The 12809-nt window shown below is 69.2% G+C and carries 14 protein-coding genes; 3 read left to right on the top strand and 11 right to left on the bottom strand.

Annotation, left to right across the window (positions count from 1 at the left end; all coding sequences use genetic code 11):
• Positions 1 to 3 precede the first annotated feature (3 nt).
• Positions 4 to 570 carry a hypothetical protein gene (locus NBRGI_RS22075; protein WP_029899160.1) on the top strand — a complete coding sequence of 189 codons (567 nt, stop codon included), beginning with the start codon at positions 4 to 6 and terminating at the stop codon, positions 568 to 570.
• 76 nt (positions 571 to 646) lie between these two features.
• On the opposite strand, the gene NBRGI_RS22070 is transcribed toward NBRGI_RS22075, so the two are convergent.
• Together NBRGI_RS22070 and dapA are read right to left on the bottom strand one after the other, a co-directional pair.
• On the bottom strand, positions 647 to 2683 hold the full coding sequence (locus NBRGI_RS22070) for a ribonuclease J (protein ID WP_029899159.1): 2037 nt from the start codon (positions 2681 to 2683) through the stop codon (positions 647 to 649).
• Entirely contained in the window at positions 2680 to 3588 is a 909-nt protein-coding gene (dapA, locus tag NBRGI_RS22065) for a 4-hydroxy-tetrahydrodipicolinate synthase (protein WP_029899158.1), read from the bottom strand. Before dapA ends, NBRGI_RS22070 begins: the two co-directional genes overlap by 4 nt.
• Before the next feature lie 147 nt (positions 3589 to 3735).
• Here dapA and NBRGI_RS22060 point away from each other — a divergent pair, with 147 nt between their 5' ends.
• A complete protein-coding gene (locus tag NBRGI_RS22060; protein ID WP_029899157.1) occupies positions 3736 to 4179 on the top strand; it encodes a hypothetical protein in 444 nt (147 codons plus the stop codon).
• 9 nt (positions 4180 to 4188) lie between these two features.
• On the opposite strand, the gene NBRGI_RS22055 is transcribed toward NBRGI_RS22060, so the two are convergent.
• From NBRGI_RS22055 to dapB, 7 genes are all read right to left on the bottom strand, one after another.
• Positions 4189 to 5388, bottom strand: coding sequence for a winged helix-turn-helix domain-containing protein (locus NBRGI_RS22055; protein ID WP_029899156.1), 1200 nt, complete (start codon positions 5386 to 5388; stop codon positions 4189 to 4191).
• Between the two features lie 58 nt (positions 5389 to 5446).
• On the bottom strand, positions 5447 to 6466 hold the full coding sequence (locus NBRGI_RS22050) for a hypothetical protein (RefSeq protein WP_029899155.1): 1020 nt from the start codon (positions 6464 to 6466) through the stop codon (positions 5447 to 5449).
• Positions 6459 to 7781 (bottom strand): ATP-binding protein, encoded by a 1323-nt coding sequence (locus NBRGI_RS22045; RefSeq protein ID WP_235211064.1) that lies wholly within the window; start codon positions 7779 to 7781, stop codon positions 6459 to 6461. Before NBRGI_RS22045 ends, NBRGI_RS22050 begins: the two co-directional genes overlap by 8 nt.
• The gene (locus NBRGI_RS22040; protein WP_148310904.1) at positions 7745 to 8431 is read right to left on the bottom strand and encodes a response regulator transcription factor; all 687 of its coding nucleotides are present in this window, start codon (positions 8429 to 8431) and stop codon (positions 7745 to 7747) included. The genes NBRGI_RS22045 and NBRGI_RS22040 overlap by 37 nt, the downstream gene beginning before the upstream one ends.
• A 168-nt stretch (positions 8432 to 8599) precedes the next feature.
• Complete coding sequence (locus NBRGI_RS22035) at positions 8600 to 9055, bottom strand: flavodoxin family protein (protein ID WP_029899153.1); 456 nt, start codon at positions 9053 to 9055, stop codon at positions 8600 to 8602.
• A gap of 20 nt (positions 9056 to 9075) precedes the next feature.
• Complete coding sequence (locus NBRGI_RS22030) at positions 9076 to 9579, bottom strand: hypothetical protein (RefSeq protein ID WP_029899152.1); 504 nt, start codon at positions 9577 to 9579, stop codon at positions 9076 to 9078.
• Positions 9580 to 9610: 31 nt separating this feature from the next.
• Positions 9611 to 10357, bottom strand: a complete 747-nt coding sequence (dapB, locus tag NBRGI_RS22025; protein ID WP_029899151.1) for a 4-hydroxy-tetrahydrodipicolinate reductase — start codon at positions 10355 to 10357, stop codon at positions 9611 to 9613.
• Positions 10358 to 10490: 133 nt separating this feature from the next.
• On the opposite strand from dapB, the gene NBRGI_RS45325 reads away from it, so the two are divergent.
• Complete coding sequence (locus NBRGI_RS45325; RefSeq protein ID WP_051727942.1) at positions 10491 to 11312, top strand: alpha/beta fold hydrolase; 822 nt, start codon at positions 10491 to 10493, stop codon at positions 11310 to 11312.
• Here the strand turns inward: NBRGI_RS45325 and NBRGI_RS44080 are convergent, their stop codons facing one another.
• Together NBRGI_RS44080 and NBRGI_RS22010 are read right to left on the bottom strand one after the other, a co-directional pair.
• Positions 11313 to 11546, bottom strand: a complete 234-nt coding sequence (locus NBRGI_RS44080; protein ID WP_158439903.1) for a PIN domain-containing protein — start codon at positions 11544 to 11546, stop codon at positions 11313 to 11315.
• Between the two features lie 116 nt (positions 11547 to 11662).
• Positions 11663 to 12775 carry an alcohol dehydrogenase catalytic domain-containing protein gene (locus NBRGI_RS22010; protein ID WP_029899149.1) on the bottom strand — a complete coding sequence of 371 codons (1113 nt, stop codon included), beginning with the start codon at positions 12773 to 12775 and terminating at the stop codon, positions 11663 to 11665.
• Positions 12776 to 12809 lie beyond the last annotated feature (34 nt).

The following is a 12809-nucleotide window of genomic DNA, read 5'->3' as shown; positions in this document are numbered from 1 at the left end:
ACAGTGAAGCATCGCACTTTCCGCACCGCCGTGGCCGTCGTGCTGACCGCCGCCGCGTGCACGCTCACCGCCTGCGCCTCGGGCAACGACGACAAGAAGGACGCGTCGCCGAGCACCAGCGCCAACGCCGACACGCAGCCGGGGGAACTACAGGGCGGCAGCGACAAGGGTGAGAAGGAGACCGGCTCCGCACCGACCACGCCGTCCTCGCCCGCCCTGGCCAAGCCGTCGGTGCAGCAGCTCAACGACCGGCTCGCCAAGGCGTTCGATCCCGCTGTGCCGAACAAGGAGAAGATCAGCTGGATCCAGGCCGCCGAGCAGGATCCGTACCTGGTCGCCAACCTGGTCGACGCCGCCAAGAAGCAGGACGTCAAGGTCGAGGTCACCAACGTTCAGGAACCGCAGGACGGCAAGGTGAAGGCCGACGCGAAGGTCACCATCGGCGGCTCGCCGGTCGACAACGCATTCATCTCGTTCGTCTCCGAAGGCGGCGAATGGAAGGTCGACCACACCTTCGCGTGCAACATCGTCAAGAGCGCGAAGATCGAATCCGCGGCGTGCCAGGAATGAGCTGGTCCCAGGGATGAACTGAGTCACGACGAAAAGCGCCGGTTGCCAAGGCAACCGGCGCTTTCGCGTGTCCGGGTCAGACGCCGATGACGGTCGGCACGATCATCGGGCGGCGGCGGTAGGTGTCGGCCACCCAGCGCCCGACCACGCGCCGTACGCTCTGCGCGATCCGATGCGTATCGGTGACGCCCTCGGTCGCCAGGCGCAACAGCTCGGCCTCGACGAGTTGGGCCGCGTCCGACAGCGCGGTCGGATCGTCGGAGAAGCCGCGACCACTGAGTTCAGGCGGGCTGACCGCCTTGCCGGTGGTCTCGTCGATCGCGACGGTGATCGAGATGAACCCGCCCTCGCCGAGCACCAGGCGATCGGAGAGCGTCGACTCGCCGACATCGCCGACCGACAGGCCGTCGACGTACACGTGCCCGACCGGTACCCGCCCGACGATGCTCGCGATGCCGTCGACCAGGTCCACCACCACGCCGTCCTCGGCGAGCATGACCCGATCCTCCGGTACCCCGGTCGCGATGGCGAGCGCGGCGTTGGCGCGCAGATGCCGCCATTCGCCGTGCACCGGCATGGCGTTCGTCGGCCGCACCGCGTTGTACAGGTAGAGCAGCTCGCCGGCGGAGGCGTGCCCGGACACGTGCACCTTGGCGTTCTGCTGCGTGATCACCGTGGCGCCCAGCCTGGCCAGGCCGTTGACCACGGCGAACACCGAGTTCTCGTTGCCCGGGATGAGCGAGGAGGCCAGCACCACCAGGTCGTCCTCGCGGATGTTGATCTGGCGGTGATCGCCGCGCGCCATCCGGGACAGCGCCGAGAGCGGCTCGCCCTGCGAACCGGTGGAGATCAGCACCAGCCGGTCGCCGGGCAGCGTCGCGGCCTGGTCGAGCTCCACGACGATGTTGTCCGGCACGGTCAGATAGCCCAGATCCTGCGCGATCTGCATGTTGCGGACCATCGAGCGGCCGACGAAACACACCCGCCTGCCGTACTTCTGCGCGACGTCGACCACCTGCTGGATGCGGTGCACGTGGCTGGCGAAGGACGCGACGATCACCCGGTTGCGCGCCTTGCCGATCACCGTGTCGAGCACGCCGCCGATCTCGCGTTCCGGCGTGACGAAGCCGGGCACCTCGGCATTGGTGGAGTCCACCAGGAACAAATCGACGCCCTCGTCCCCGAGCCGGGAGAACCCGGCCAGGTCGGTGAGCCTGCCGTCGAGCGGCAGCTGGTCGAGCTTGATATCGCCGGTGTGCAACGCCACCCCCGCCGGCGTGCGGATGGCCACGGCCAGCGCGTCCGGGATGGAGTGGTTCACGGCGAAGAACTCACAGGCGAACGGTCCGTGATCGGTGTGCTGGCCCTCGACGACCTCGACCAGCTTCGGCTGCTGCCGGTGCTCCCGGCACTTGGCCGCGACCAGTGCGAGGGTGAACTTGGAGCCGACCACCGGAATATCGGAGCGCAGCCGCAGCAGGAACGGCACCGCGCCGATGTGATCCTCGTGGCCGTGCGTGAGCACCACGGCCACCACATCGGCCATCCGATGCTCGATGGGCCGGAAATCGGGCAGGATCAGGTCGACACCGGGCTGCTGATCCTCCGGGAACAGCACACCGCAGTCGACGATGAGCAGCTTGCCGCCGTACTCGAAAACGGTCATGTTGCGCCCGATTTCGCCGATCCCGCCCAGCGCGAAGACGCGCAGGCCGTTCTTCGGCAGCTTCGGCGGCGTGCCGAGCCGGTCGTGCGCGGGCGTGATGGCCCGCGGGTCCTGCTGCGGCGCCGACTGTTCGCCGCGACCGCGACCGGACTGCTGACGGCCACGACCGGACTTCTTGGCCTGCTGATTGTGCTGCGGCGCCTCGGCGCGCGCTGCCTTCTTCGCCGGGGCGGACTTCTTCGCCTGCACGGTGGCCGAGCGCTCGGTCCGTTCGGCGTCGCCGGTGCGCACCGACTTCTCGGTGACCACCTCGGTCACCTCGACCACCTCGGTGACTTCCGGTGCCGCAGCAGACTTTTCGACCGGAGCGGGCGGCGGCGCCGGCGCGGGCGCACCGGCGGCCCGGCTGGCAGTACGACGCGGACGACGAGCTAGCGGTTCGCTCATGCCAGCACCCCTGCCGTCCGCAGATCAGCAGCCAGGACCTCGAGTTGTTCCGGTGACGGCATCAATTGCGGTAACCGTGGCTCACCCACCTCGATGCCGAGCAGGTGCAGACCTGCCTTGCTCATCGCGACACCGCCCAGGCGGAACATCGCGGCGTTCAACGGCACCAGGCTCGCGTTGATATCGCGGGCGCGCACCACGTCACCGGCGGTGTAGGCGGTCAGCAGCTCGCGCAGCCGCTCGGGCACCAGATGCCCGATGACGCTGATGAATCCGGTCGCGCCGACCGAGAGCCAGGGCAGGTTCAGCGTGTCGTCGCCGGAGTAGAAGGCCAGGCCGGTGTTCGCGATGAGGTCGGCGCCCGCATTGATATCGCCCTTGGCGTCCTTCACCGCGACGATCCGCGGATGCTCGGCCAGGCGGCGCAGGGTGTCCGTGGCGATCGGCACCACCGAGCGCGGCGGAATGTCGTACAGGGTGACCGGCAGGTCGGTGGCATCGGCGACCGCGGTGAAGTGCGCGAGCAGACCCTCCTGCGAGGGACGCGAGTAATAGGGCGTGACCACGAGCAGGCCGTGGGCGCCGGCCCGTTGCGCGTTGCGCGCCAACTCGATCGAGTGGGCGGTGTCGTAGGTGCCCGCGCCCGCGATCACGGTGGCGCGCGTGCCGACCGCGTCGACGACGGCGCGCAGCAGATCCGCCTTCTCCGATTCGGTGGTGGTCGGTGATTCGCCCGTGGTCCCGGAGATCGCGAGCAGATCGACACCGCGATCGATCAGGTGTGACGCGAGGGCGACTCCGGCATCGACGTCGAGCTTGCCGTCGGCACTGAAGGGAGTCACCATCGCGACACCAACTGTGCCGGACGCACTCAGCTCGGTTTGCGTCGAATTACCGTTCGTCATGGTCAGAAAGGCTACCCGGTCGGGATAACGCCCTCGACACCGTCGTCTCCGAACTGACCGGCCTGTCGGGTGATCCCGCCCCTATTCCGTCATGGTGATGCCATTCTTGTCCTTGCCGGACATCACATATGGCGTCACACTGATGTCATGGATCTGAACAAGTACACCGCTCGCCTGCGCACGGACCTGGTCGCGGCCGCCGCCCTCGGCGACGAGAAAACCCAGGCCACCGCGGCGGCGTTGGCCGCGGCGACGGAGAGTTCGGCGCGGCTGGTGTTGCTTGCCGCCCTGTCCGACCTCGCCGCCGAGATCAGCACCGAACTGGGCGATCGCAGCGTGCACCTGTCCTTCGACGGCACCGACGCCAAGGTCGACCTGCGCAAGACGTCATCCGCCGACGAGCATCCGAGCTTCGAGGAGATGACCGGCGATATCAGCCGCGTCACGCTGCGCCTCGTCGAACAGATGAAGTCCCGCGCCGAGGAGGCCGCCGCGCAGAGCGGCCAGTCGCTCAATTCCTGGCTGTCCAGCGCGGTTTCCGGCGCGCTGCGCGACCAGATGCGCGGCTACGGCCCCAAGCGCGACTCCTGAGCCTGTTCGCTAGAGCAGCGGCGCGAGATTTCCTCGATCGCCGATGACCACCTTGTCGAGCTCGAGCCAGTCGGCCATATCGCGCAACGCCTCGGTGAGCGCGAAGGCGGTCGCCGGGGTGTCGTGGCCGGGCTCGGCGAAGGCGGCCGGGACGGACAGCCGCCCGGCCGCGCGTTCGGCGCGCAGGTCGACCCGGCCGACCAGCTCACCGTTCAACAGGAACGGGAAGACGTAATAGCCGTGTACCCGTTTGGGTTCCGGAGTGTAGATCTCGATCCGATAGTGGAAATCGAAGAGCCGCTCGGTGCGCGGGCGGAAGAAGATCAGCGGATCGAACGGGCACAGCAGCGCCGACCCTTCGATCCGGCGCGGCATCGGCGTGCCGGCCCGCAGGTAGCCGGGCTTGTCCCAGCCTTCCACCGCGACCTCGGCCAGCTCGCCCGCGTCGATCAGGTCGGTGATGGCGGGCTCGGTCTGCTTGCGGTGCAGGCGGTAGTAATCGCGCAGGTCGGTCTCGGTGCCGATGCCGTGCGCGGTGGCCGCGCGCAGTACCAGTTCCCGGATCGCGTCCTCCTCGGAGACGTTGCGCGCCAGCACATCCGGCGGGATCACCCGCTCGGTCAGGTCGTAGTGCCGGGCGAAGGCGACGCGCTTGCCCACCGAGAGCTCCCCCGCCGCGAACAACTGCTCGCAGATCATCTTGGTGTCGCTGAGGTTCCACCAGGAGCCCTTGGCGCGAGGCTTGTCGAGTTCCAGGTGCCGTTCGACCTCACCCGCCGTACACGCGCCGACCTCACGGATCACGTCCAGGATGTCGCGCCCGAGCGTGGGGTTGCGGTCGACCACCTGGCGCATGCCCGCCCAGCGGCCGCGCGCGAATTGCGCCATCCGCCAGCGCATCAGCGGCCAGTCCTCGACCGGGATCAGCGCCGCCTCGTGCGCCCAGTACTCCACCAGGCGCCGCGGGCGGCGCGCGCTGTCGCGCCAGGCCGCCTCGTCGAGCAGCGACCGGTCGTAGGCGCCGATCCGGCTGAACACCGGCGCATAGTGCGCACGCACCACGGCCGATACCGAATCCAGTTGCAGCACTTGCGTTTTGTCCAGCACCCCGAGCACCGCGCGGCGAGTGGTCCGGGCGGGCTTGCGCGCCGCGAACCCCTGCGCGCCCAGCGCGATCCGCCGAGCCGCCCCCGCACTGATCTTCCGCATACCCGAACAATGCCATGACCCACCGACAACTTCGCCGGACCAGTCCGGTCCGGAGGTCCTAGGTGGACACCTTGATGCTGCCCGCGGCGTCGATCTCGGTGCGACGGTCCTGTTCGGGAGCGTTGGCGAGGATGGTCGCGAGGATGCGCCGGCCCATGGGCAGGACCCGCACCGTGACCGACCCCGCGTTGGCGGCGTCCAATTCCTTTGTCGCGGCCTCGATCACCTGCTGCCGGACCCAGCGCGGCACCCCGGCGAAACCGCCGTCGTCGAGCAGCACCACCTCGACCCCGCGCGAACGCGCACCGCGCGCGGCACTGCTGAGCTCGTCGGTGACCAGTTGCGGGGCGCGCAGTCCGTCGCGCAGTTCGGCTTCCAGCAGCCTGCACTGTTCGCGTTCGGCCGCGGTGAGTTCGACGCCGTCGGCAATGCGCTCGAGGATCGGCCGGGCGACCTTGTCGAGCCGGGCCAGCTGGCGGTCGCGTTCGCCGTTCTCGGCGGCCATCGTCGCCTCGGCGGCGGCGCGCATCGTCGATTCCTCGCGCAGCAACCGCAGCGAGCGCTGGGTGGGCCGCATGATCACCGCGAACAGCGACACCCCCGCCACCGTCGAGATGGGCACGATCGCCCCGGCGATCACCCCGCCGCGCACCCCGTTGAGCACGCCGACCGTCGCGATCACGACCGCGACACCGCCGACCCCCAGCCAGGCCGCGCCGAGCCTGCCGCGCAACACCAGCACCGCCAGCACATAGGACGACGCGAACGCCGTCCACACCTGCTTGGACCAGTTCTGCTCCACCTCGAACGAGGTGAGCAAGGTCGCCAGCGGACCGGACGCCGCCACGAACACGGTCGCCGGCCACGGCAGCGGATCCACCGGAATCACCAGCACCAGCACGCCCGCCGCGGCCAGCAGCGCCAGCGCCGCGGCCGCCGGAATCAGCGGCGACTCACTGAAATTGCGCACCATGTACAGCACGATGGTCGCCTGCAGGATCAGCAGGAACAGTCCCGCCGCCGGATCCCGCAGCCCGAGCAGATCGCGCAGGCCGAATTCGGCGTCGGTGTCAGCCATCGCTACCCCACACCAGGGTCACCGTGGTGCCTTCACCTGGTTGCGATTCCACGAAGCCCGCGCCACCGGCGAGCTGGCGCATTCGGCCCAGGATGCTCACCGAGATGCCGAGCCGATCGGCCGGCACCTGGCTCATGTCGAAACCCGCTCCGTCGTCCCGGAATACGACCCGGATGCCGCCGGCGCTGATGGTCACCGTCACCGTGCGCTGCACCTCGCGGCCCGGCACGGTGGCGTGCCGCAGGCTGTTGCGCACCGCCTCGGTGAGCGCGGCGGCGATGGTGCCCGCGGCGTCGACCGGCAGCCGCAGATCGTCGAAGCCGGACCAGCGCCGCGCGGTGAAACGGATGCCCGCGTTCACCTCGTGCACGGCCGAGCGCAGGAAGCCGGTGGCCGACTGCGCGTCCAACCGATTCGGTTCCACCTCGCCGACCCGGCATTCGTCGAGCTGTTCGAGGGTCTGCTCGGCCTGCCTGCGCAGCACCGGCGAATCCGTGCCCGCGCGGGACGCGTCGAGCAGCGTGGACAGCACGGCATCGTGGATCAGCGCGGCGAAGCGGGCGCGTTCCCGATCGCGCGCCGCGGCGCCGGCCACGGCGGCCGCGCGCCTGCTCTCGATCGCCGACTCCCGATCCACCCGGTCGGCCGCCGCCTTGGCGTAGATGGCACACCACAGGAACAGCGCGCACAGTCCCGCCGCGCGGACGAAGTCACCCGCCCACACCAATGGCGTCGTGTGCGGCACCACCAGCCCGTTCGACAACGACGCCACCGCGGAGCCGACCACCAGATACGTGACGGCGGGCAGCGGCCGCCAGGCGAGCACGGCCGCGAGCACGCCGAGCGCGAGCACCCGGTACAACCACACCGAACTCACGTCCGGCGCGGGATGTGGATACGAGAGCGGAATCACCACGAGCGCCGCGAGGAAGCTCACCGCGGCCGCACCGGCGACCAGCTGAATCATCTGTCTGCTCAGGCTGATCGACACCACGGCGAGCACCGGGAACAGCCCGAAGGCGAGCACCATCGTGACGATGGTCCAACCGGCATCGAGAAACCGGCTCTGCCCGGCGATCTCCGGCAACTCCACCACCGCGACGATCACGCCGGCGATGCCGATCGCCAAGCCGAAGCGCCGCAGGATGCGGTCGGACGCGCCCTCGTACGCACTCTGTTTGGACGCCGCCACGATGCCACGGCGCCAACGGCTCGGACCGGAACGGCCGAGCGAGACAGAGCGGGAGTTCGTCGAGGTGTCCAGCATGCTGGACACCGTCATGTGCGCGAGTTCCGCTCGGGCACCGGTAGCCACCCGTCCTCCACCGCCCGCTTGTACAGGTCGGTCTTGGTCGGCGCCGGGCGTCCCGCGTCGGCGTACTTCTGCCGAATGCGACCGAGGTAGTCGTTGACCGTCTGCTCGGAAAGGCCGGTCAACCGCGCGACCCGGGAGGCTTTCTCACCCGACGCGTAGAGCGTGAGCACCTCTTGCTGCCGCGGACTGAGGCCGACATCGGACAGTTGCGGGTCGCCGTCGATGGCGGCGGCCCAGTCGGTGGTCACCACCTGTTCGCCGGAGGCCGCGCGGCGCACGGCCGCGACCACGGTCTGCACGTCCTCGGACTTGCGCACCACGCCGAGCACGCCGGCCCGGGCCGCGGAACGCACCAGGAACGCGTTGTCGGCGCCGGTGAAGATCAGCACCTCGATCCCGAGGTCGCGCAGGGTGCGCACGTTGTCCTCCGGGTTCGAGCCGTCGGCCAGTCGTAGATCGAGCATGACCAGGTCGAGTTGCGGCAAATTCTGGGCGGCGGCCAGCAGTTCCGGCACCGTGCCGGCGGTCAGCACCAAATCGAGGTCGGGTTCCGGCGCCAGCATGGCGGCCAGTCCGATCGCGACTGATTCGTGGTCCTCGACCACTCCGATCCGGCGCGGTGCGTTTTCGCCCCCTTCGGCCAACGTCACCTGAAATTCTCCATTCCCGAGCAAACTCGTTCACATCCCCACCGCAACAACGTTCTGTCAGTATGCAGGTCCCGCGCTCGGAATGGTCAGACACTAGAAATCGGGGCCGCTTTCGCGTCGGCTACCGGCAGGTATTGTCACCGCCAGCTACTTCGGAGAAAAAATCTGTCATACGTCCATAAGCTGGGCGGCAATGGTCGCGCCCAGTTCCCAGCAGCGCTGGAGGTCGTCCTTTCCCGGTGCCCCAGAGACGATTACGGGCGCGGCAGCAAGCGTCCAGCCGAGTCCGGTGGTGATACTCGTCACGCCGCGTTCGGCGCCTTCGGTGCCTTCGTTGCCGTGCAGATAGAAACCGAACGGCCTGCCCCCGGTGGAATCCAGGCACGGATAATAGAACGTGTCGAAGGCGTGTTTCAGTGCGCCCGACATATATCCGAGGTTCGCCGGACTACCGAGCAGATAGCCGTCCGCCGCGAGCACGTCCGAAGCGGTCACCCCCAATGCGGCCCGGCGCACCACTTCGACCCCTGCGATCTCCGGGTCGGTCGCGCCCGACACCACCGCCTCGAACATCGCCTGCATGTGCGGGGACGGCGTGTGATGAACGATCAGCAGCTGCGGCACCCGACGAGCCTATCCGCGTGCTAGGCCCGCTGTTCGCGTTCGAGTCGTTCCAGCGCGACGGCGCGGCGCATGGTGTCGCGGGCCCGCCCGCGGTCCCCCGCGTAGTCGTAGGCGCGGGCCAGCCGGTACGACACGCGCCAGTTGTCGGGATCGGCTTCCCATTCCGCCTTCACCTGGTTGAACAGCTCGTCGGCGGCGGCGCGTTCGATCCGGCCGGAGGGGCGGCGCGGCAGCTCGCTGATATCGAGTTCACGGCCCTCGTCGTGCATGCGGCGAGCCAGGTGCTGGTGGGCCAGCGCGGCCCGCACGGTCGCGGTGACGATCCAGACGCCGACCAGCGGCAGGATCAGCACGCCGATGCCGATCAGGATCGCGGCGATCTCGCCGGAGGCGATGAGGCTGAATGCGATTCGGCCGAGCAGCACGAAGTAGAAGACGAGAACGACGACCAGGACCGCGAGGAACGCGACGACCTTGACCACATCGCGGTTCTGTTTGTCGCCGTCGGCGGCCGCGGCGTTCACCGGAACACTCCCGCGCCGCGCGCGTGCGTGCTCACAGGTCGAGGAAGGGGTCGAGGCCGACGGTCAGTCCGGGACGGCCGGCGATCTCCCGGACCCCGAGCAACACGCCCGGCGCGAAGGACGAGCGGTCGATGGAGTCGTGCCGGATGGTGAGGGTCTCGCCCTGGGTGCCGAACAACACCTCCTGATGCGCGACGAGTCCGGCCAGGCGCACCGAGTGCACCCGCACGCCGTCGACGTCGGCGCCGCGCGCGCCGTCGAGCTCGGTGCTGGTGGCGTCGGGACTGCGACCCACGCCCGCCCGGTCCCGGGCCGCGGCGATCAACCCGGCGGTGCGGTAGGCGGTGCCGGAGGGCGCGTCGGCCTTGTTCGGGTGGTGCAACTCGATGACCTCGACGGATTCGAAGAACCGTGCGGCCTGTTCGGCGAAGCGCATGGACAGCACGGCGCCGATGGCGAAGTTCGGGGCGATCAGCACGCCGGTCTCGGGCCGGTCGGCCAGCCAGCCGCGCACCTCGTCGAGGCGGGCCGCGTCGAAGCCGGTGGTGCCGACCACCGCGTGGATGCCGTTGCGCACCAGGAACTTCAGATTGTCCATCACCACGTCGGGGTGCGTGAAGTCGACGACCACCTGCGTGTTCGCCGCGGTGAAGGTGTCGAGCGCGTCGTCTTTGTCGACGGCCGCGACCAGCTCCAGGTCGTCGGCCGCTTCCACGGCCGCACAGATGGCCTGCCCGACCTTGCCGCGCGCTCCCAGCACTCCGACCCGAATGGTCACCGCATCTCCTCAGTCCTCGTCGTCGGTGTCAGCCTATCGACCTGGTCGCCGTGCCGGTCCGCTGACCTCCGTGATTTACATTGCTACATGCGCATAATTGCGCCTGTCTGTTTTCTGCCCTACGGTCGCCAGGGTGACTTCGATCCAGACCCGGGCAGCGGCATTTCTGGACGCCCACGACAGCCGGAAGTCGACTGCCGGGCACCATGATTGGCATTACTACGCGGGTGGCGCGGGCGATCCGGTATTGCTGCTCACGGGCGGCGCCGGGATCGGGATCGGCTGGCTCGATGTGGCGCACGCGCTGACGCCACGGTTCCGGACGATCGCGCCCGACTATCCGTCGAGTATCACCTCCTGCGCCGAGCTGGTCGACGGTTTGGTGGCGTTGCTCGACGCGGAAGGCATCGAGCGGGCGCACGTGGTGGGACAGTCCGCGGGTGGCATGTTCGCGGAGCTGCTGTCGCGCCGGGTTCCGGAGCGCGTCCGGTCGCTGACATTGTCGAGCACGGGTTTGTACGGCCCCGAGGATATGGACCGGCTGCGGGCGCGGATCGAGGTCACCTTGGCGACGCCGTGGCCGCAGACCCGCGCGGCGATCCAGACCGCGTTGCGCGCCACCTGGAAGGATTCCGACGAGGCCGAGTTCTGGATCGATCAGGTGCTGCGCGCGTCCGACGCGCACGGCAGTGTCGGCTCCGCGAATTCGTACGGGCTGCTCTTGGAACTCGCCGAGCAGGTCGACGATCTCCTGCGCGGCCCCGCCTGGTCGGGGCCGACGCTGATCTTCCGCGCGGACGACGATCCGCTGATCACCTCCACACACACCGATCGCCTACGCGAACTACACCCAGGATCCGAGTACCGCACGTTCACCGAGGGCGGCCACTCCCTGGCGATCAGCCGCACCGCCGACTACGTCGCCTTGGTCACCGAATTCCTCAGCCGCACTTGATTATTCACCCCACGGGCAGACCAGCGAAACTCCGGTCGGCTCGAAATGCTTCACATTACGAGTGACAACCGTGAAGCCGTGCGACTCCGAGGTTGCCGCGATCAACACATCCGCCGATTCCACGGACGTCCCACTTTGCTCGAGCCTGGCCGCCAGGCGTCCCCAGGCTTGGGCGACAACCGCATCGACCGGCAAGATGCGCCGCCCGAAGCGGGTGAGCAACGACTCCGTCAACCACTCCACCAGCCGCTGCCGCTTGGGCGAATCCGGCAGCTTCTCGATGCCCTTCCGAATCCCTCCAGGGTGATGACACTGAGGTGGAGCCGGTCCTCATCCGCAGCGTCGCGGGTTCAGTCGAAGACGATCACCTGCCGCAGCGCGTGACCTGCGGCCAATTCGTCCATGGCGCGGTTGATCTCATCGAGCCCGATATGCGCGGAGACCAGTCGCTCGACCGGCAACCTGCCCGAACGCCACATGTCGACGTAGGCGGGAATGTCGCGGGCGGGCACGGCGGAGCCGAGGTAGCTGCCGACGATCGAACGGCCCTGCGCGACCAGCGCGAGCGGTGAGATGGTGGCGCGCGCGTCGGGTGCGGGCAACCCGACGGTGACCGTGGTGCCCCCGGGAGCCGTTGCGGCGACCGCGGTTTCGAAGGCGCGGATATTGCCCGCGGCCTCCACCACGATCTCCGCCTGCACGCCGAGTTCGGCCACCTGAGCGGGGGTGTACGCCGCGGTGGCCCCCAATTCGGTTGCCAGGCCGAGTTTTTCCGGCACCGTGTCGACCGCGATCACCTCGTGCCCGGCGGTCGCGAGCGATACCGCGACGAGCACCGCGGCCATGCCGACACCGCCGAGCCCGACCACCATGATCCGGTCGCCCGGCCCCGGCTTCGCCGAATTGAGCAGTGCGCCACCGCCGGTCAGCACCGCGCAGCCGAGCACGGCGGCCACCTCGGGCGGCACGTCGTCGTCCACGGGAACCACCGATCGGCGATCCACCACGGCGTGCGTGGCGAAGGCGGACACGCCCAGATGGTGGTGTACCTCCGCACCGTCGCGGCGCAGCCGCCGGCCACCGCCGAGCAGTTCGCCCGCGTTGTTGGCGAGGCTGCCCGGCACGCACGGTGTGCGCCCGTCGGTCGCGCAGCCCGCGCACTCGCCGCACCGCGGCAGGAAGGTCATCACCACGCGCCGGCCGAGCGTGAGGTCGCTGTCCCCCGGCCCGATCGCCTCGACCCGGCCCGCCGCCTCGTGCCCGAGCAGCATGGGCACCGGACGCACCCGGTTGCCGTCCACCACGGACAGGTCCGAATGGCACAGCCCGGCCGCCTCGATCCGAACCAGCAGTTCACCGGGGCCGGGCGCACCGAGTTCCAGCTCACCCACCCGGATCGGCATCGATTCGGCAAACGGCACGGGCGCCGCGATCTGCTCCAGGACCGCCCCACGAATCTTCATGCCGCCGACGCTACCGCCCGCACTGTCGCGGGCA

The sequence above is a fragment of the Nocardia brasiliensis IFM 10847 genome (genome assembly GCF_000710915.1).
In the GTDB taxonomy this organism is placed as follows: domain Bacteria; phylum Actinomycetota; class Actinomycetes; order Mycobacteriales; family Mycobacteriaceae; genus Nocardia; species Nocardia brasiliensis_A.
Note: the sequence above shows the minus strand (reverse complement) of the source record. Positions and strands in the feature narration are given on the sequence as shown.

Bases quoted from the DNA above. Each gene is read 5' to 3' on its own strand.
- NBRGI_RS22070 (WP_029899159.1), bottom strand. From the start codon at position 2,683: ATGAGCGAACCGCTAGCTCGTCGTCCGCGTCGTACTGCCAGCCGGGCC.
- dapA (WP_029899158.1), bottom strand. From the start codon at position 3,588: ATGACGAACGGTAATTCGACGCAAACCGAGCTGAGTGCGTCCGGCACA.
- NBRGI_RS22060 (WP_029899157.1), top strand. From the start codon at position 3,736: ATGGATCTGAACAAGTACACCGCTCGCCTGCGCACGGACCTGGTCGCG.
- NBRGI_RS22055 (WP_029899156.1), bottom strand. From the start codon at position 5,388: ATGCGGAAGATCAGTGCGGGGGCGGCTCGGCGGATCGCGCTGGGCGCG.
- NBRGI_RS22050 (WP_029899155.1), bottom strand. From the start codon at position 6,466: ATGGCTGACACCGACGCCGAATTCGGCCTGCGCGATCTGCTCGGGCTG.
- NBRGI_RS22010 (WP_029899149.1), bottom strand. From the start codon at position 12,775: ATGAAGATTCGTGGGGCGGTCCTGGAGCAGATCGCGGCGCCCGTGCCG.